The organism is Micromonospora sp. DT31 (assembly GCF_049841795.1).
In the GTDB taxonomy this organism is placed as follows: domain Bacteria; phylum Actinomycetota; class Actinomycetes; order Mycobacteriales; family Micromonosporaceae; genus Micromonospora.
This window is the reverse complement of sequence record NZ_JBNCKZ010000002.1, coordinates 508,318-525,895: the sequence shown is the minus strand read 5'-3', so window position 1 is coordinate 525,895 and position 17,578 is coordinate 508,318. Positions and strand designations below refer to the sequence as shown.

Genomic DNA, 17,578 nt, shown 5'->3' with positions numbered 1-17,578 from the left:
ACGAAAGCTACCGAACCTCCCTCTGACAGCAACGGCGCCAGACGGGTCGAGACCACGGAGGACCGGCGAGCACGTAGAACCAGGGCTACCAGTCGACGCCGGACCGCACTGGACAGCCTCGCCGAGGCTACGGATCAGAAGGTCGTCAACTCTAGTCAGTGTTGTGCAAGGCTTGTAGAGGGCTATGAGCTGGGCATCGGCTGGCCACGTCGGATTCGGTTGACTCGTAAGGTTGGCTTCGGCGGGGGCCATTTCCGGGTCGCGGTGACGTCGTTCGGTGGGCAGGGCCCCGGCAAAGTCGTGACGGTGTCCGACTTGAGAGGTCTGCAGTAGAAGCGCCGCGCTTCGTAGCAACAAGACGGGCATGACCGGTTCAGAAGATCATCAAGGTTCCTACGCCACGATGATCTATCCGAAGTGAGTCATGCCCGCACTGCCATCATCGCTGATCACGTCTCTGTCTCACGCACCGGCTCTGACCGTGCCCGAGACTGCCGGTGGGCTGCCCGCGGCGCTGGCCGGGCTGCCGGATCCTCGGGCCCGGCGAGGTGTTCGGCATCGACTACCGGTCGTGGTCGCCGCCGCGGTGTGTGCCGTGGTGGCCGGCTACCGCTCGTACGCCGCGATCGCGGAATGGGTTGCCGACGTCCCGGACGAGACGGCGCAGGCGTTGGGTATCGCTGCGGATCGGCGACCGTCCGAAGCGATGATCCGCCGACTGCTGCAGGCCCTGGATCCCCAGCTGTTGACCGCGGCCATCGGCGTCTGGCTCGAAGGGCGGGTCACGGCCGGCGTCCCGACCGGTCGGCGGGCAGGCACGGCCCGTCCACGGCATGTCGTGCAAGGACAGGGCCTGGCTGCCGGTGCAGCAGCCAGGGGGCGGCAACCCGACGTCCGCCGGTCCTGTCGATCATGCCGGAGGCCGCGGGTCGGTGAGCGTGGGAAGGACTCCGGTGATGTCCAGGACCTCGCGCACCATGTGCCGGGGGTTGACGATCCGGTAGGTGACGCCTCGCTGGGTGGCGGTGTTGTGTCCGGCCACCAGCGCGGCGATGCCGGTGGAGTCTAGGAACTGCACCGCGTCGAGGTAAACGATCAACTCCCGCAGACCTTCGGCGGCCAGGGCGTTGGCGATCAGTTCGCGGAGCCCGTCGCTGGTGGACATCTCCACCTCCCCGGTAACCGCCAGGCGGGTGATTCCGGGCCCTGCGGGTGGGTGGTGACCGTGAACGGTGTCCTCATGGCGGCCTCTCATCGGCCGCGTCGGCGGCTGCGGTCGCGGCAGTGCCGGGTGCGGTTGCCGAACTCCGGTGGTGGACGGGACGGGCCGAGCAGCGCGGTGAGCGTAACTAATACTGGATACCCCGGCATGCTTAAGCACTCAGTCGTGGCGTTACGGGCAGGGGCTCCGCGCACGGTCGAGAGCCAGTGCCACGGTTGCGGGTACTCGCCGTGCTCGCTGTACCGACCTTCTGATCTCGTGTGGCCTCTGCCGGTGGAACTGGCCGAGAAGTGGAGCTCCTCGACGCTGTCGTGCTTCGGGTTATGCGTGGAAGGCTGCAAGCCGAGCTTGAGGAGCGCTACGCGCTCCAGAACAACTACTGGTGGTGAGTTCCACCGGCGCCGGGGTGGTGCCAGGCCGCTGGGCGAGGAAGCCGTAGGCGAGGGTGGGCCGGTACTGCATACGCTTGAGCCGGTTCTTCGCGACGCGGAGTAGGTCTTTGACGACAGGTCAGAACCTCCCGCTCCGGCTCCAACCGACGAGACCAAGCACATTCAGCACGGCGAACGACGTCAGGTCCGGAGCGGCGAAGCCGACTCCGTCGGACGGCCCATCAGGCACCTCGCCCTCTACTGCGGTTCCACCGGCCGGACAGAGCCCGAGGCACGAGGTGCCACGTCTTCGGCGAGCATGGCGTAGAGGGCGGCACGGTGCGCCCGGTAGGCGCGACCACCCTGGCGGGTCATCGTGTACGTCGTGGCCGAGCCCGGCCCACGCCCGCGCTTGTGGGCCTTGACGTAGCCGGCCGACTCCAATACCGACATCTGCCTGGACAGGTCCGAGTCGGTCAGGCCGAGCTGCTCTTTGAGGAACTGGAACGTGGCGTACTCGGTGTTCGCCAGCACGGCCATCGCAATCAGCCGCTTGGGTGCGTGGATGACCGGGTCGAGGTCGCCCAGGTTCATGCCAACCGCTCCCGCACGACAGCCGCCGCGCGCTCGTAGCGGGCCTGGTACAGCGACAGCCCCGCAGTCACCAGCGCGAACGCGGCGGCAGAAGCTGCCATGAGCCCGGCCCACCACCACACGCACGCCACCAGGCCAGCGACCACCACGGCGCCGACGGCGTAGCGCTGGAACTCCCGTCGGATCTCCGGCGGAGGTGTGCCGCGACCGGGCATCGGCAGAGCGCCGTACCGCCGGGTCAGCCACCCCAGGAAGGCGCCCATGCCGGCAGAAAGCGCCATCATCGTGACGACGAAGGCGAGCCCGTTCTCGCGCCAGAACGCGAACGCCCCCACGTAAGCGGCGAACCACGCGCCGAAGAACGGCGGCACCCACCACGGCGACGGTGGCATCCCGATGTAGGGCGCGGCCTCGGCGCGCTGCATCTCGCGGATGCGCTCGGACAGGCCAAAAGAACTTTCCATGACGACAAGCATAGGAGTAGTTTCCACTTTCGCAAGTTTTAAGCCCAGGCCGTACGCCCGGAGGTCAGCTTTGGGGTGAGGTCAGGGTGGTGCCAGGCCGCTGGTGGCGAGGAAGCCGATGGCGAGGGTGGACCGGTACTGCATCCGCTTGAGTCGGTTCTTCGCGACCCGGAGCAGGTCGTCGATGTCGCCGAGGGCGAGGTTGGCCATGCTGCGCTTGAGGCTGGACCACATGTTCTCGACGGGGTTGAGCTCGGGCGCGTAGCCCGGGAGTTGGTAGACGTGCAGCCACGGCCGGCCGGCGATCAGGGCACGCATCTTGGCCGACTTGTGCGCGGGCAGGCCATCCCATACCAGCGCGATCGGCGCGCCGAGGTGCTGGTGGACGGCGTCGAGCAGGTCGGCGAAGTGGTCCTCGCCGAAGCCTTTCCGGCCGATCAGGGTCCGGACCCGAGCGAGGGTCCAGCGCTGGTCGTCGTCCCAGCCAGCAGCGGCCGGGCCTTGTTCCAGCCTGTCAATCAGTTTCTGCACCTGCGCCTCGGACAGCAGTGGGTCGGGTCCGGGCGCTCCACGAGAGGCCAGGGCCTGCTCACCACCGGCCTTCCAGGCCCGCCGCCAGGCGTACGCCGACTTCGGTGAAATCTCCAGTTCGGCGGCTACCTGCGGTACGCTCACTCCGGCGTCGAACATCCGGGCCGCGTGCAGGCGTACCAATTCGCGGCGGGCGCGTTGCTGCGGGCCGACCCCGCCGCCGTCCCCGTATCGCATGCCCAAACTAGACAGCACACCCGAACGCGCAGGAATCACCCAGAACGGCGATGGGGGCATCAGAGTGACCTCGACTCCAGAAGGTCAGTAGGCCTGGCGTTCGAGCCGACTGCGACGCCGGAGAGGACGGCCGCCGCTTGGACCGCTGAAGCGCCTACGTCGTGTGCGCCGGCGTGATGGCGAAGCCGGCTAGCCAGATCGGTGACCTCCCAGACGCGCAGCGTTGCGGGCGACTGGTGCCCGGAAGGGGCACCTGCTGGGGGCCGTAGGACATGCTGGCGGGGTCAAGGTGCCCCCGTTTACCCCCCGAAAACTCCTGCGGAGCGGTGACTATCGACGACAAACGTTGATCGCTGCGGGGCGGCGTTTGGGCAGCTCAGCGCCAAGATTTGCCAACCGATGACAAGCTACCGATCGTGACGGTCGGTAACAGAAGGTTAGGGGTTCGAGTCCCTTCGGGCACATGAAATCAAAAGGGATCTGAACTGCCAAAATGTCAGTCAGGCCCCCTCGCTTATCCGCCCTCTGTGGTCAGGTGGGCGCAGTCATGAAGGCCGCCTCGGGTTGGGGTCTCGCGTTCGGCTTCGCCCCCGAGCATGCGCAGGGCGATTACCTGGGGCTTCGACCTGCACGTGATCACCCAGAAACATCATCGGCCCGGCCGCGCTCTCCGGCCTGGTCATAGCCTTCGACTTCCGGGCTGGGCATCGCCGTCGCCGCGCTGGTCGCGTCGGCCCTCATCATCGCGGCCGCACACCGCAGTCAGGTCACCTCACCCGCGAGACGGCCCCGGCGACCACGCCGTAGGGGACCCGACCGTGGTTTCTGATGACCCGTCGGATGCCGTTCGGGTGACCTCTCCCTGCGACGCTGCCAGGCATGCGAACAGTCGTCGATGCGATTACGGATCAGGCCGACGGCAGCGGCACGTTGACCTTGCTGAACAGCGCCGCCGACGTGGTCGACGGGCTGCCCTGGCCGGCGGTACACGATCGGGCCCGCCGGATGTCGACGGTTCTGGCGGAGCGCGGCCTCGGACCCGGCTGCCGGGTGGGGTTGATCGGCGACACCAGCGTCGACCTGGTGGCCGCGTTGCAGGCCATCTGGCTGACCGGTGGCGCTGTCAACCTGATGCCGCCGTACGCGCGGGGCGGGCCGTCGGCGTACGCCGAATACCTGCTCGCGGTGCTCGCCGACGCTCAGCTCGACCTGGTCGTCGTCGACGGGCTCGTCACCGCGGCATCGGTGATGTCGGCTGTGACCGACGTGGTCACGTTGGCCGAGTTGGCGGACAGGGCGGGGAACTCGGCGCCGGCCACGCCGCACCGGCCGGAGCAATCGGACCTGGCGCTGCTGCAGTACACCAGCGGCTCGACCCGGATACCGCGCGGTGTGCCGGTGACCCACGGCCACCTCGTCGCGAACATCGAGGCGATCAAGGTCGCGATCGACCACGACGCCGGGCACCCGGACCCGATGTTCAGCTGGTTGCCGCTGTACCACGACATGGGGCTGATCGCGTTCCTGGCGATGCCGATGTCGTGCGGGTGCCCCCTCGTGCTGCAGCCGCCGACGGCGTTTGCGCAGAGGCCCGGCAGTTGGCTCGACGCGCTGTCCCGCTACCGGGTCACCATGTCCGGGGGGCCCAATTTCGCGTATGCGCTGATGACCCGGCTGTTGCGGGCGGGCGGCGGCGACCTGGATCTGAGCGGCGTGCGGTGCCTGGTCAGCGGTGGTGAACCGATCGACGCGGCGATGATGGTCCGTTTCGCCGCTGCGGCTGCACCGTTCGGCCTGGACCCGTCGGTGCTGACCCCCGCGTACGGGCTGGCAGAGGCGACGCTGGCCGCTACGGTCTCCCCGGTGCGGCGCGGCGTCCTGGTGGATCTGGTCGACCAGACGGTGCTGGAGACCGCGGGACGCGCGGAGCCGGGTAACCGGCCGCTGGTCCGGGTCGGGCGGCCGGTTCGGGACACGGCTGTGCGCGTCGTCGACCAGGCCACCGGCGACCTTGTCGCCGAACGGATCGTCGGCCAGGTCCAGGTACGCGGCCCGTCGGTCGTCGGGCACTACTGGGGCGAGACCCGGCCTCCGGCCGGCAGTTGGCTGCCGACCGGCGACCTGGGCTACCTCACCGGCGGCGAACTGGTGATCTGCGGCCGGGAGAAGGACGTGCTGTTCGCCGCCGGCCGCAATGTGTTCCCGCAGGACATAGAGGTGGTCGCGGCCGAGGTCGCCGGTGTGCGTCCAGGCGGCGCGGTCGCGTTCGGCCTACCGGACCCGCGCGGCGACCGGCTCGTCGTGGCGATCGAGGCACGTGCCGGTGACGCCGATCGGCTGCGCCGCGAGGTGGCCGCCGCCGTTCTTGACGAGGTGGGTCTCGCGCCCACCCACGTGGCCGTCGTCCCCTACGGGGGGCTGCCGAAAACCTCGTCCGGCAAGCTGCGCCGCGCCGAGGCGCGCCGCCGCTACGTGGCCGGTGACCTGACCCAGGAAGCCATTCGCACCCAGGAGATGGAGAACCAATGACCGTCGTCGACGAGCACACCCGTCCGCATGAGGCACCCGACGGGTCACGTCGCGAGCGCGGCCGTCGCGAGCTTGCGCAGGTGCTGGAGTACGAGCCCACCGACCTGCCCGACGCCGCGCATCTGCGCGACGACCTGAACCTGGACAGCCTGGCGATGATGACGTTGCTGACTTGGCTGGAGAGTCGCGGCGTGGTGGCTACCGGCCAACGCGCCCGGCCGGCGACGGTCGGCGACGTGCTCAACCTGCTCAACCGCAGCGCGCCGGACCTGTCGGTCCGGGTCACCGACGGTGTGTTCGGCTCGCTCCGCGCGACCGACATCAGTGTCGTGCCGGTCGCGGACGGTCCCGCAACCGAGGCCGCTTCGCCACTCGCGCCCGTCCTGGGCAACGCCGAGTTGCGGCTGACCCCGGTCGAGCCGGACGACACTCGTTTCCTGTACACCCTCGCGTCCCATCCGGACACCTGCTACCGGTGGCGGTACCGGGGTGCACCGCCGTCGATCGACCGTTTCATGGCGGACCTGTGGTCACAGGTGCTTGTCCAGTTCGTCGTCCGGCGGGCCGAGGATGGCGAGCCCGTCGGCCACCTCGTCGCGTACGGGGCGGACCTTGGGCAGGGCTACGCGTACCTCGGTGCGGTGTTCCGCCCGCCGTACTCGGGGACGGGACTCGGTGCGCAGGCCACCATGATGTTCGTCCGGTACATGTTCCACACCCATGCGCTGCGCAAGCTGTATGTGGAAGTGCCCGGTTTCAACTGGCCGCAGGTGTGCAGCGGCGAGGGCCGGCTGTTCGAGGTCGAGGGCATCATGCGTGACCATGAGTTCTACGCCGGTCGGCACTGGGACCGGTATCTCTGCGCCATCTACCCGAAGAACTGAGGTCGTCTTAACACTCGCCCAGTCCGGCGGGCGTAAGCTTTCGTCGATGAACGTGGATATCGACGGATGCACATTCCGGGTGCTCGGGCCGGTCCAGGTGACCGCGCCCGGGCACCCGGTGGTGTTTTCGCGTCGCCAACAGCTGGAGCTGCTCGCGTTCCTGCTGCTGCATGTCGAGCACGTGGTCACCGTCGCGCAACTCGTCGACGCGATGTGGGGCGAGGCTGTGCCCCGCACCGCGAACAGCCAGATCAAGAACATGCTCTCCGCGCTCCGCGGCGCACTGGCCGGCGGCACCGGGGACGGCAGGGCCGCCACACTGGCCGCAGTGGAGCGTCAACCGGCAGGGTACCGACTACGGATCACGTCCGGTCACCTGGATCTTGCCGTGTTCAACGCACTCGTCACCGAGGCGCGGGCGGCCCAGTCGCCCGAGGTGACGGCCGGGCTCCTGCGTCGGGCGATGGGCGTGTGGCAGGGCACGCACGCGCTGGCCGGCGTGCGCGCCGCATTCGCCGACGCCGCACGCGTGCGCCTGGAAGAGCAGCGCACCACCGCCCGTGAGGCCCTCTTCCATGCGGAACTGCGCGTGGGCAACCACGCGGCGATCATCGCCGAACTGACCCACGCGGTCGCCGACAACCCCGACCGGGAGAAGCTCGTCGCCCAGCTCATGCTGGCCCTGTACCGCAACGGCCGCGCTGGCGACGCACTGGCCGTGTACCGGCGCGCCCGACACACGCTCGTCGAGGAGCACGGGCTCGAACCGAGCGCCTCGTTGCGTGAGTTGGAACGGCTGATCCTGGTCAGCGACCCGACCCTCGATCCGCCAGCCGCTACTCCGATCGACGTGATTCGGGCACCAGAGGCACACCCCCGACCGCAGGACGAGCCGGTCGACGGCGGGACCTCAGATCCGACCGACGACGCGCAGACCGGGAGGGGCTGGCTGCCCGCCGGCAGGCCGCCACATCGACAAGGCCCGCCCGCACAGCTCCCGGTGCCGGCCCAGTTGCCGGTGGACGTGCGCGGGTTCGCCGGCCGCGACGTCCAACTGGCCCAGCTCAACCGCGCGCTGGAAGGCGTCGAGGGAAGGCCGACCACAGCGGTGATCTGCCTGTTGATGGGGTCGGCCGGGGTCGGCAAGACCGCGCTCGCTGTCCACTGGGCCCACCGGATCCGTGAGCGTTTCCCCGACGGCCAGCTGTATCTGAACCTGCGCGGTTTCGACCCGAGCCGACCGCCGATGCGGCCGGAGGAAGCGTTGCGCGGATTCCTCGACGCGTTCGGCGTGGCGCCGGAGCGCGTCCCGCCCGGTGTCGACGGGCAGGCGGCGCTGTACCGCAGCCTCGTGGCCGGCCGGCGGCTGCTCGTCGTTCTCGACAACGCGGTCGACGCCGATCAGGTTCGCCCTCTGCTGCCTGGCACGCTCGGTTGCCTGGCGATCGTGACAAGCCGCAACCGGCTGAGCGGTCTCGTCGCCACCGAGGGGGCCCACCCCGTGACCTTCGGCGTTCTCTCTGCCACCGAGGCGCGGGAACTGCTGGTCGGCCGGCTGGGGCCGGACCGGGTATCGGCGGAGGCCGCCGCGGCCGAACGAATCGGGCGTCAGTGCGCCCGCCTGCCGCTGGCGCTGGCACTGGTCGCCGCGCGAGCCGCTATCCACCCGACCTTCCCGCTGGCAACGCTGTCCGAAGAGCTGTCGGAGGCCCGCGGCGTCCTCGACGGGCGGCTCGACGTTGCCGGCGGCGAGGAGGTGCGCACGGCGTTCTCGTGGTCCTATCGGCGACTCAGCGCATCGGCCGCCCGCATGTTCCGGCTCCTCGGCCTGCATCCGGGGCCCGAGATCGCGCCACCATCGGCGGCCAGCCTCGCGGGCTGTCCCGTCACCGACGCCCGCGCCGCGCTGGCCGAACTCGCCGGTGCTCACCTGATCGACGAGGTGGCCCCGGTCCGGTACGGGCTGCACGACCTTCTCCGGGCGTACGCCGGGGAACTCGCCCACACGGTCGACTCCGACGACGAGCGGCGGGACGCCACCCGGCGCGTGCTCGACCACTACCTGCACTCCGGGTACGCAGCGGCGCTGCTGCTCTACCCGCACCGGTATCCGCTGTCGCTCGACCCGCCGGCACCGGCAGTGACCCTGGTCGCCCTGACCGGGCACCAGGCGGCCAGGTTGTGGTTCGAAACCGAACTGGCTGTGCTCGTCGCCGCGGTCCACCACGCCACCGACGCCGCGCTCGGCACGCACACGTGGCAGCTGGCGTCCACAATCGCGACATATCTCGATCGCTGCGGACAGTGGCACGAGTGGGTCGCCACCCAGCGCACCGCACTGACCGTCACCGAACGCTTCGCCGACCGGGTCGGGCAGGCGCACGCCCACGGCAGCCTCGGCCTAGCCCTCATCCGGCTCGGCCGCGTGGACGAGGCCGAGCATCACCTGCGACGGGCCTTCGCGCTCCTCGGCGAGCTGAACGACCGTACCGGCCAGGCGTACGCGCACCTGCGGATGGCGGTTCTGCGCGGTATGCAGAACCGCCCGGAGGACTCCGCGCACCACGCCGAGCAGGCGCTCGCGCTGTACCGCGAGGTGCACCACAAGGCGGGGCAGGCGCAGGCGTTGAACAGTCTCGGCTGGTACCAGTCGCAGCTCGGCCGCCACTGGGACGCGATCGCCACCTGCCAGCAGGCGGTGGCGCTGCACCGTGAACTCGGCGACCGGCAGGGCGTGGCGCACACGTTGGACAGCCTCGGGTACGCCCATCACCACGTGGGTCACTATCCCCAGGCCGTCGCCTATTACCGTCAGTCGATCGATGTGCTGCGTGAGGTCAACGACCGGTACTACGAGGCGACCGCGCTGATCCACCTCGGCGACGCCGAGCGCGCCGCCGGCGACGAGGACCGCGCCCGCGAGGCATGGGCGCAGGCGCTGGTGATCCTCGACGACCTCGACCACCCCGACGCCGCCGCCCTCCGGATGACGCTCGACACCTGACACCAGCTGTATGACATCGGCGTATATCACCGTTTTATGACACCCACGCGTGTTCGCCGCATGTCCTCGCGCGTGCGTTCTGGTTGTTCGTCGACGCCATCGTGATGGCAATTCCTTCGACGAAAGGACGACGATGAAACGTAGAACCACCACCGGGCGGCCGAAGAACCGGTCGCGGCTGCGGACCGCCGTCGCCGTAGCCGTCATCAGCGGCGTCGGCGGCGCTGCCGGTTTCGCTCCGTTGGCCGCCGCGGCGCCACCCACCCCGACTTTCGGACCTGGTATCGACGGCTATCAGCCGTACGTCGGTCAGGGCAGTTGCAACCCCACACCCAAGCCGGGCGTCGTGGAGTTCCACGACATGGTCCTCGCCGCGTACCCGGGCACGGGCGACTCCGGCATCAGCCGTGACTGCGGCACCGGCGGACAGAGCGAGCACAAGGAAGGGCGGGCCTGGGACTGGGGGGTGTCGGCGGCGACGCAGCGGCCCGTCGCCGACGACCTGTTGAACTGGCTCCTCGCCACGGACCGCCACGGCAACGCCCACGCGCTGGCTCGCCGGCTCGGGATCATGTACATCATCTGGGACGCCCGGATCTGGAAGGCGTACGAAGCGGGCGCCGGCTGGCAGCCGTACAGTTGCTCTGATGTGACCTCCTGCCACCAGGATCACGTCCACTTCAGCTTCGGCTGGCCGGGCGCCAACAAGCAGACGTCGTGGTGGACCGGCCAGCAGCCGCCGGCGCCGGTGTATGGGAGGTCGACGGTCGGTTGGTACCGGTCGTCGGATGCGTCGTTCCATCTGACGAACGCGCACAGCGGGGGAGCGTCGGCGTACGCGTATGTTCTGGGTTCGTCGGGCATGATTCCGTTGACCGGGGACTGGGACGGTAACGGCACCACCACCAGCGGCTGGTACCGGCCGTCCGATGGGTCGTTCCATCTCCGCAACAGCCATGGCAATGGCCCGTCGGACTACGCCTTCGTCTACGGTCCGCCCAACATGGTGCCGATCACCGGTGACTGGAACGGCGATGGAAAGACCACCGTGGGCTGGTATCGGGGTAGTGACGCTTCGTATCACCTCACCAACGGTTCGAACGGCGGGGAGACCCACTACGCCTTTGTCTTCGGTCCGCCCAACATGACCCCGATCACCGGTGACTGGAACGCCGATGGAAAGACCACCGTGGGCTGGTACCGCGGTAGTGACGCCTCGTATCACCTCACCAACGGTTCGAACGGCGGGGAGACCCACCACGCCTTCGTCTTCGGCCCGCCCAACATGACCCCCGTCACCGGCGACTGGAACAACGCGTAGAACACCCAGCGGCGCTTTGTGGTGCCATCGTGCAGCGCCACAAAGCGTCCGGGGTCTGTCTCGCTAATAGATCTCGTCCAGGGGCCGGTGCGACCAGTCGGTCATCTCCTCGATCACCGTGTCGGTGATCCGAGAGATCGTCTCCTTCGACACCGAAGCCCCATAGATCTCGGCGAAGTGCGCGCTGATCTCCCCGGTCGTCAAGCCCTTGGCATACAGCGACAACACGACCTCGTCGGCCCCCGACAACCGACGCTGCCGCTTACGGACGATCTGCGGGGCGAACGTGCCCGCCCGACGCCCGCACCGGAGTGCGGGAACGGCGTGCGGGGCGGCGGGAGCGGGCGCGGCTGCGCGTCGAGGCACGACGCCGGGAAACGGATCGGCGGTTGGCCGAGCAGCGCCTTCGGATAGCCCGGCACCTGCACGACAGTGTGGCTCACGCGATGGCGACGACAAACGTGCAGGCGGGGATGGCGGGCCAGGTGATCGACAGCCGGCCGGAGTTGGCGCGGGAGGCGTTGGAGGTGGTCCGGGCGTCAGCGCGACAGTGCTCGACGAGCTGAACGCGATGGTCGGGTGCTGCGTTCCGGCTACGAGGACGCGCCGTTCCGGCCGGCGCCGGGTCTGTCGGATCTGCCCGAGCTGGTGTGGTCCGCCCGGCAGTCCGGCACTGCGGTGCGGTTGGTTGGACCTCACCGTGCCACCCGGGCGGGTGTCAGGGCCGGCGCTGTTCCGCCGGGGAAGGAGGTGAGGGCACTGGTTAGGCTTACTGATCATGGTTGCACCTCCTGCCGCACCTGCCCCGAACGCGACGGTGATATCCACGGGCCGGCGCCGCGCCCGTACCGGGTTGCCCCTCGCCCTGCTTTCCGTCCTGGCCGGGATCGGCGGTCTCGTCGCGGCGGTGGCGACCGTGAACGGGAGCCACCGGCCGGGGTCATTCGCGGCGGGGCTCTTCGGGGCCGGCGTTCTTACCGCACTCGGCCTGCTGGGGGTCGTGCTCCTCGTGGTGTTCTGGCGGCAGCGCCGGACGACGGTCCTCATCGACGGCACGGGGGTGTGGGTGGACAACAGAGCCGGGCGGAATGTCGTCCCGTGGCGCACCCTCGCCGGTGTCGGACTGTTCCGCAGCCATGGAAACAAGATCGCTTTCTCCTCCCTGGAGCTGTACCCGACAGGCCCCATCGACCGGGACGACCCGGTGCTGTGGTCGCTGGTGCGCGAGGAGGAGCCGTTCCGCCCAGGGCTGCCCCATCTGCGTTACCGGCTCCGGATCGAGACCGCCGACGTGGCCGTGGCGGTGGGCGCGGTCCGCCACTACGCGCCGCACCTCTGGCTGGGGGAGGCCTGGCGTCCGGGCCGCCACATCGGACGGCCCGACCGCGTCGGGCACCGCGAGCGCACCCGGGGTCGGTAGCCGGCGTACGTGGAGCGTCACGGTGGCGGACGGTCGTCCGTGGGTGGGCCGGTCGGTGGGGGGGCGTGGAACATCTCCGGCTCGAGCCGCGCCGGGCCGCGCTACTGGTCGCCGGGGTGGTCCCGCGTCCGGTCGGAGTCCGGACGCGGGACCGTCGTGTCAGCGGATCAGTGCCCCTACCAGGGTTCCGACGCAGGCGACGATCGCGGCGATGATCGGACTGAGCGTCTTGATGTACGCCAGGATGATCTGGTGCCGCTCGGTCGGGTCGGCGTCGGCTCCGTGCTCGTCCTCTGGTGGTGTCTCGAAGTCTGACCCGTGAGGGATTACAGTCAACGTGACTCCTTCCGTTACGGCGGTCGAGTCGAATGCGGCGTCCGGTGGCAGCCGGGCGCCGCACCCTTGTGGGGCGACGCTGTGCCGTTCGACCGTTCGAGCATCCCCCCGGCGAGCTGGTAGCACAAGAGTCGGCTTTTCACTGTCGGGTAGCTGACAAGAAGATGCATCACATTAAGAAAATTTCGGCCGCACCTCTTGCTAAATGCAATTTTCCGTGAAGCAGCTCAACGGAAGGTAACTACCCCGCAACAGGCAGTAGGGGTAGCTCGGTCTTCAGTGGTGATGGCTCAGCGGCCGGTCGTCTACGAGACGCGGGAGCCGGTGGGGCGGTCACCATCATGGCGGTGAGCCCGCCACGCGTTCGAAAGTAATTGTCATCCGGCGGGCATCGACGGGCGGCGATCCTGTCAACGAACCCGCTCGGGTGGTGTTCGCGGCCTCTCGGGTCGGCGCCAGGGCGCGTCGGTACGCTGCTAGCTTTGGCCGGCCCGCGACGACATGAGGTATTCGTGAACGATCTTCGAGTGGTGGCGTTCGATCTCGACGACACCCTGGCGATTTCCAAGTCCCAGATCGATCGTCGGATGGCGGAGTTGCTCGGCCACCTGCTCACCGAGGTGGACGTGCTGATCATTTCCGGTGGCCGGTTCGAGCAGTTCCAGTCGCAGGTGCTCGCCCACCTGGAGTTGACCCAGGAGCAGCGCGAGCGGCTGCACCTGATGCCGACCTGCGGCACCCGCTACTACCGCTGGTCCGACGGCGACTGGCGGCAGGTCTACGCGGAGGACCTGAGCGAGGCCGACAAGGCTCGGGTCGTCGCGGCGCTCACCGAGTCGGCGCAGGCGCTGGGCCTGTGGGAGGCGAAGACCTGGGGCGACATCATCGAGGACCGGGGTAGCCAGATCACGTTCTCCGCGCTGGGGCAGTCGGCGCCGCCGGCCGAGAAGTACGGCTGGGACCCGGACGGCGACAAGAAGAAGCGGCTGCGTGACGCGGTCGCGGCGAAGGTGCCCGACCTGGAGGTGCGGGGCGGCGGCTCGACCTCCATCGACGTCACCCGCAAGGGTGTGGACAAGGCGTACGGCATGCGCAAGCTGCTGGAACACCTGGACCTGAAGATCGACAACGTGCTCTTCGTGGGTGACCGCCTCGACGTGGGCGGCAACGACTACCCGGTCAAGGCGATGGGCATCCGTTGCGTCGCGGTCACCCGGTGGGAGGAGACCGCCGACTACGTGCAGAACCTGGTCGACGACCTGGTGGAGCAGCGCGCCGAGCGCGCCTGACCGGGCAAGGCCCGCCGGTTGCGATGCCGGCGGGCTCTGGCGGGATCGACGGTGATGAGGTAGGAACAGCCGGGAGAGCGCTCTCCCGTCCCGCCCCACCACCGAACAGGCAGGCAGATGCGATCACCCGACCCCTCCCGCCGCCGTTTCCTCACCCTGACCGCCTCCGCGGCCTCGCTCACCGCCCTCGGCCTCCCCGCCGCCGCCGTCGCGTCGCCGGCCGCCACCGCGTCCCCGGCGAACCGACCCGACCGCGAGCCGGACTTCGGTCCGAACGTCTTCGTGTACGACCCGAGCACGCCGGTCGACGAGATCCAGTCCACGCTGGACCGCCTCTTCGCCGCCCAGGAACGCAACGAGATGGGCTTCGACAGGTACGCGGTGCTGTTCAAGCCCGGCCGCTACCAGGTCGACGCCCGGCTCGGCTACTACACGACGGTGGCCGGCCTCGGCGCGCACCCGGACGACGTGGAGATCCGCGGTGCGGTCCGGGTGATCGGGCAACCCGACCCGAACTCCCCGGCCGGCATCTCCGCGCTCACCAACTTCTGGCGTTCCGCCGAGAACCTGGCGATCACCCCGACCGACTGGTCGAACCAGTGGGCCGTCTCCCAGGCGTCCCCGATGCGCCGGGTGCACGTCAAGGGCGTGCTGTGGCTGGAGCCCGGCAACGGCGGCTACTCCAGCGGCGGCTACATCGCCGACTCCAGGGTGGACGGCATCACCATCAACGGCTCTCAGCAGCAGTGGCTCACCCGGGACAGCGAACTCGGTGGCGACTGGACCAACGGGGTGTGGAACCAGGTCTTCTCCGGTGTGGTCGGGGCACCCGCGCAGGGCTTCCCCGACCCGCCGTACACCACGCTGCCGACCAGCCCGGTGACCCGGGAGAAGCCGTACCTGTTCGTGGACGACCGGGGCGGCTGGCGGGTCGCCGTACCCCGTCTGCGCCGCGACACCGCCGGCACCACCTGGGCCACCGGCGGCGTGCCGGTGCCCTCCCTGCCGCTGTCCGCGTTCTTCCTGGCCCGGCCCACCGACTCGGCGAAGCGGATCAACGCCGAACTCGCCCGCGGCCGGCACCTGCTGCTCACCCCCGGCGTCTACCACCTGGACCGGGCCCTGCGGGTACGCCGCCCGGGCACCGTCGTGCTCGGCCTCGGCATGCCCAGCCTGGTGCCGGACCGCGGCGACGCGGCTCTGCGGATCGAGGACGTCGACGGGGTCCGGATCGCCGGGGTGTTGGTGGACGCCGGGCCGGTCGAGTCGCCGGTGCTCGTCGAGGTCGGCGCGCGGCACTGCCACCGCTCGCACGCGAGCAACCCGATCTCGCTCCAGGACGTCTTCTTCCGCATCGGCGGCCCGTACGCCGGGCGGGCGGCGACCAGCCTGGTGGTGAACAGCCGGCACACGCTCATCGACAACATCTGGGCCTGGCGGGGCGACCACGGCCGGCCGGGCACGATCGGCTGGACGGTGAACACCGCGGCCACCGGCGTGGTGGTCAACGGCGACGACGTGACCGCGTACGGGCTGTTCGTCGAGCACTACCAGCGCTGGCAGACGATCTGGAACGGCGAGCGGGGCCGGACCGTGTTCTACCAGAGCGAGTTGCCCTACGACCCGCCGAGTCAGGCGGCGTGGCGCAGCCCCACCGGCGACGGCTGGGCGTCCTACAAGGTCGCCGCGCACGTCCGCACGCACGAGGCGTGGGGGCTCGGCGTGTACTCGTACTTCAACCAGGGCGTGGACATCCGCTGCGACCGGGCGATCGAGGCGCCGCGCCGGGCCGGGGTGCGGTTCCACGACGCGATAACGGTGTTCCTGGACGGCAGTGGCGGGATCGAGCGCACCGTCAACGAGGTCGGCACCCCGGTCGTCGGCTCGTACGGCACCAGCCCGGTGGTCAGCTACCCGTGACCCCGGGGGCGGGCGGCCCGGCCGGCGCAGACCGGTCGGGCCGCGCCGCTCAGGCGGCGAGCTGATCGACCCGGGAGAGCACCTGGTCGATCAGGCCGTACTCGCGGGCCTCCTCGGCGGTGAACCACCGGTCCCGGTCCCAGTCGCGTTGGATCTCCTCCAGCGTGCGCCCGCTGTGCCGGGCGATCAGTTCCTGCATCGTCCGCTTCACGTGCAGCATGTTCTCGGCCTGGATGGTGATGTCGGCGGCCGTGCCGCCCATCCCGCCGGAGGGCTGGTGCATCAGGATCCGCGTGTGCGGCAGCGCGAACCGCTTGCCGGCCGCCCCGGCGCAGAGCAGGAACTGGCCCATCGAGCCGGCCATCCCGAGCGCCAGCGTCGCCACGTCGTTCTTGACGTAGCGCATGGTGTCGTAGACGGCCATGCCGGCGCTGACCGAGCCGCCCGGCGAGTTGATGTAGAGGAAGATGTCCCGCTCCGGGTCCTCGGCCGCGAGGAGCAGGATCTGCGCGCAGATCTGGTTCGCCGACGCCTCGGTGACCTCGGTGCCGAGGAAGACGATCCGTTCCCGGAGCAGCCGCTCGAAGACCCGGTCGTCGAAGGCCGGCTGCCTGTCGTCGAGCATCCAGATGGCACCCATCGCCGCCCACCTCCGTAATGCCGGTGGGCGGGGGGACCCGCCCGGTCGCCCGGCGATCTCCAGCGTCCGCCGGGCGCACGGTGCGGGCCAGGCTTTCTGCCCGGGGCAGATCCGCCCTGGGCAGAAGCTATGCGGCGACCGGGCGCCGCCGGCCGGCGCGGGCACGCCGCCGAGCCACCGTGACGGAGGTACGCGGGCGGGGGCGGACGGCCGGCGCGGGGGGAGTCAGCCAGATCCGGATGCCGCCACCGAACCCGACGGGCGTGGCGGCGTCGAGGGGCGGCCCCACCGGTGCCGGCCCGGGGCGCTCGGGGCGCAGCGCGCCGCCGAGCAGCGGCGTGCCGGTGCCCGGCCGGCGGGTGACGTGCCGCCGCAGCGGGCCGGCGGGGTGGCCGGACACCTGCGGCCGGAACGGGCCGGCCGGCCGGCGGGTGACGTGCAGCCGGGGCGGACCGAGGTGCAGGTGCGGGCCGGTGCGCGCGGCCGGGACCCGGTCGAGCCGGGCCAGCGACACCCCGGGGGCGACAGGCGTGGGCCGCTCCCGACGCAGCTCGTCGCGCGCCTCCTCGAGCAGGTCGGCGAGGTGGATGCCGAGGGCCCGGCAGATCGCGGCGAGCACCTCGGAGGACGCCTCCTTGCGGCCGCGTTCGACCTCGGAGAGGTAGGGCAGGGAGACGCCGGCCGCCAGGGCCACCTCACGCAGGGTGCGGCCCTGGCGCTGGCGGATCCGCCGGAGCACCCCGCCGATCACCCGTCGCAGCAACGACATGCCGGCCTCCTCGCGGTCGCCGTCGGGGAACCTCACCATCATGCCCC

15 protein-coding genes and 2 pseudogenes are annotated in these 17,578 nt (G+C 70.1%); 9 read left to right on the top strand and 8 right to left on the bottom strand.

Annotated features, from left to right (window positions below):
- Positions 1 to 424 precede the first annotated feature (424 nt).
- Positions 425 to 712, top strand: a pseudogene (locus tag ACLQ2X_RS06400) (transposase family protein); the annotation flags it as partial.
- A gap of 198 nt (positions 713 to 910) precedes the next feature.
- Here ACLQ2X_RS06400 and ACLQ2X_RS06395 read toward each other — a convergent pair.
- The 4 genes from ACLQ2X_RS06395 to ACLQ2X_RS06380 all read right to left on the bottom strand — a co-directional run bounded on the left by ACLQ2X_RS06395 (position 911) and on the right by ACLQ2X_RS06380 (position 3,419).
- Positions 911 to 1,255 (bottom strand): STAS domain-containing protein, encoded by a 345-nt coding sequence (locus tag ACLQ2X_RS06395; protein ID WP_425679989.1) that lies wholly within the window; start codon positions 1,253 to 1,255, stop codon positions 911 to 913.
- 596 nt (positions 1,256 to 1,851) lie between these two features.
- The gene (locus ACLQ2X_RS06390; RefSeq protein ID WP_425679988.1) at positions 1,852 to 2,187 is read right to left on the bottom strand and encodes a transcriptional regulator; all 336 of its coding nucleotides are present in this window, start codon (positions 2,185 to 2,187) and stop codon (positions 1,852 to 1,854) included.
- On the bottom strand, positions 2,184 to 2,663 hold the full coding sequence (locus ACLQ2X_RS06385; protein WP_425679987.1) for a hypothetical protein: 480 nt from the start codon (positions 2,661 to 2,663) through the stop codon (positions 2,184 to 2,186). Before ACLQ2X_RS06385 ends, ACLQ2X_RS06390 begins: the two co-directional genes overlap by 4 nt.
- 69 nt (positions 2,664 to 2,732) lie before the next feature.
- Positions 2,733 to 3,419 carry a transposase gene (locus ACLQ2X_RS06380; protein WP_425679986.1) on the bottom strand — a complete coding sequence of 229 codons (687 nt, stop codon included), beginning with the start codon at positions 3,417 to 3,419 and terminating at the stop codon, positions 2,733 to 2,735.
- Positions 3,420 to 4,298: 879 nt separating this feature from the next.
- Between ACLQ2X_RS06380 and ACLQ2X_RS06375 the strand changes: the two genes are divergently transcribed.
- The 4 genes from ACLQ2X_RS06375 (at position 4,299) to ACLQ2X_RS06360 (ending at position 11,157) form a co-directional block, all read left to right on the top strand.
- The gene (locus ACLQ2X_RS06375; RefSeq protein WP_425679985.1) at positions 4,299 to 5,948 is read left to right on the top strand and encodes an AMP-binding protein; all 1,650 of its coding nucleotides are present in this window, start codon (positions 4,299 to 4,301) and stop codon (positions 5,946 to 5,948) included.
- A complete protein-coding gene (locus tag ACLQ2X_RS06370; protein WP_425679984.1) occupies positions 5,945 to 6,832 on the top strand; it encodes a GNAT family N-acetyltransferase in 888 nt (295 codons plus the stop codon). Before ACLQ2X_RS06375 ends, ACLQ2X_RS06370 begins: the two co-directional genes overlap by 4 nt.
- Before the next feature lie 46 nt (positions 6,833 to 6,878).
- Positions 6,879 to 9,836, top strand: coding sequence for an AfsR/SARP family transcriptional regulator (locus ACLQ2X_RS06365; protein WP_425679983.1), 2,958 nt, complete (start codon positions 6,879 to 6,881; stop codon positions 9,834 to 9,836).
- Between the two features lie 133 nt (positions 9,837 to 9,969).
- Positions 9,970 to 11,157 (top strand): hypothetical protein, encoded by a 1,188-nt coding sequence (locus ACLQ2X_RS06360; RefSeq protein WP_425679982.1) that lies wholly within the window; start codon positions 9,970 to 9,972, stop codon positions 11,155 to 11,157.
- A 66-nt stretch (positions 11,158 to 11,223) separates the two neighbouring features.
- Here ACLQ2X_RS06360 and ACLQ2X_RS06355 read toward each other — a convergent pair.
- A pseudogene (locus ACLQ2X_RS06355) lies at positions 11,224 to 11,457 on the bottom strand (transposase); the annotation flags it as partial.
- Positions 11,458 to 11,468: 11 nt separating this feature from the next.
- Here ACLQ2X_RS06355 and ACLQ2X_RS06350 point away from each other — a divergent pair.
- Both ACLQ2X_RS06350 and ACLQ2X_RS06345 read left to right on the top strand, forming a co-directional pair.
- Positions 11,469 to 11,723 carry a histidine kinase gene (locus tag ACLQ2X_RS06350; protein WP_425679981.1) on the top strand — a complete coding sequence of 85 codons (255 nt, stop codon included), beginning with the start codon at positions 11,469 to 11,471 and terminating at the stop codon, positions 11,721 to 11,723.
- Positions 11,724 to 11,935: 212 nt separating this feature from the next.
- The gene (locus ACLQ2X_RS06345; protein WP_425679980.1) at positions 11,936 to 12,577 is read left to right on the top strand and encodes a hypothetical protein; all 642 of its coding nucleotides are present in this window, start codon (positions 11,936 to 11,938) and stop codon (positions 12,575 to 12,577) included.
- A gap of 159 nt (positions 12,578 to 12,736) precedes the next feature.
- On the opposite strand, the gene ACLQ2X_RS06340 is transcribed toward ACLQ2X_RS06345, so the two are convergent.
- Positions 12,737 to 12,913, bottom strand: coding sequence for a hypothetical protein (locus ACLQ2X_RS06340; protein WP_425679979.1), 177 nt, complete (start codon positions 12,911 to 12,913; stop codon positions 12,737 to 12,739).
- 512 nt (positions 12,914 to 13,425) lie between these two features.
- Here ACLQ2X_RS06340 and ACLQ2X_RS06335 point away from each other — a divergent pair.
- Positions 13,426 to 14,202, top strand: a complete 777-nt coding sequence (locus tag ACLQ2X_RS06335; protein WP_425679978.1) for an HAD-IIB family hydrolase — start codon at positions 13,426 to 13,428, stop codon at positions 14,200 to 14,202.
- Positions 14,203 to 14,319: 117 nt separating this feature from the next.
- Entirely contained in the window at positions 14,320 to 16,122 is a 1,803-nt protein-coding gene (locus ACLQ2X_RS06330) for an adenylyl cyclase (RefSeq protein WP_425679977.1), read from the top strand.
- A 49-nt stretch (positions 16,123 to 16,171) separates the two neighbouring features.
- Here the strand turns inward: ACLQ2X_RS06330 and ACLQ2X_RS06325 are convergent, their stop codons facing one another.
- Both ACLQ2X_RS06325 and ACLQ2X_RS06320 read right to left on the bottom strand, forming a co-directional pair.
- Complete coding sequence (locus tag ACLQ2X_RS06325; RefSeq protein ID WP_425679976.1) at positions 16,172 to 16,762, bottom strand: ClpP family protease; 591 nt, start codon at positions 16,760 to 16,762, stop codon at positions 16,172 to 16,174.
- A gap of 127 nt (positions 16,763 to 16,889) precedes the next feature.
- On the bottom strand, positions 16,890 to 17,531 hold the full coding sequence (locus ACLQ2X_RS06320) for a helix-turn-helix domain-containing protein (protein WP_425680029.1): 642 nt from the start codon (positions 17,529 to 17,531) through the stop codon (positions 16,890 to 16,892).
- Positions 17,532 to 17,578: the final 47 nt, after the last annotated feature.

Bases quoted from the DNA above. Each gene is read 5' to 3' on its own strand.
- ACLQ2X_RS06395 (WP_425679989.1), bottom strand. From the start codon at position 1,255: ATGAGAGGCCGCCATGAGGACACCGTTCACGGTCACCACCCACCCGCA.
- ACLQ2X_RS06390 (WP_425679988.1), bottom strand. From the start codon at position 2,187: ATGAACCTGGGCGACCTCGACCCGGTCATCCACGCACCCAAGCGGCTG.
- ACLQ2X_RS06385 (WP_425679987.1), bottom strand. From the start codon at position 2,663: ATGCTTGTCGTCATGGAAAGTTCTTTTGGCCTGTCCGAGCGCATCCGC.
- ACLQ2X_RS06380 (WP_425679986.1), bottom strand. From the start codon at position 3,419: ATGCGATACGGGGACGGCGGCGGGGTCGGCCCGCAGCAACGCGCCCGC.
- ACLQ2X_RS06375 (WP_425679985.1), top strand. From the start codon at position 4,299: ATGCGAACAGTCGTCGATGCGATTACGGATCAGGCCGACGGCAGCGGC.
- ACLQ2X_RS06370 (WP_425679984.1), top strand. From the start codon at position 5,945: ATGACCGTCGTCGACGAGCACACCCGTCCGCATGAGGCACCCGACGGG.
- ACLQ2X_RS06365 (WP_425679983.1), top strand. From the start codon at position 6,879: ATGAACGTGGATATCGACGGATGCACATTCCGGGTGCTCGGGCCGGTC.
- ACLQ2X_RS06360 (WP_425679982.1), top strand. From the start codon at position 9,970: ATGAAACGTAGAACCACCACCGGGCGGCCGAAGAACCGGTCGCGGCTG.
- ACLQ2X_RS06345 (WP_425679980.1), top strand. From the start codon at position 11,936: ATGGTTGCACCTCCTGCCGCACCTGCCCCGAACGCGACGGTGATATCC.
- ACLQ2X_RS06330 (WP_425679977.1), top strand. From the start codon at position 14,320: ATGCGATCACCCGACCCCTCCCGCCGCCGTTTCCTCACCCTGACCGCC.
- ACLQ2X_RS06325 (WP_425679976.1), bottom strand. From the start codon at position 16,762: ATGGGTGCCATCTGGATGCTCGACGACAGGCAGCCGGCCTTCGACGAC.
- ACLQ2X_RS06320 (WP_425680029.1), bottom strand. From the start codon at position 17,531: ATGTCGTTGCTGCGACGGGTGATCGGCGGGGTGCTCCGGCGGATCCGC.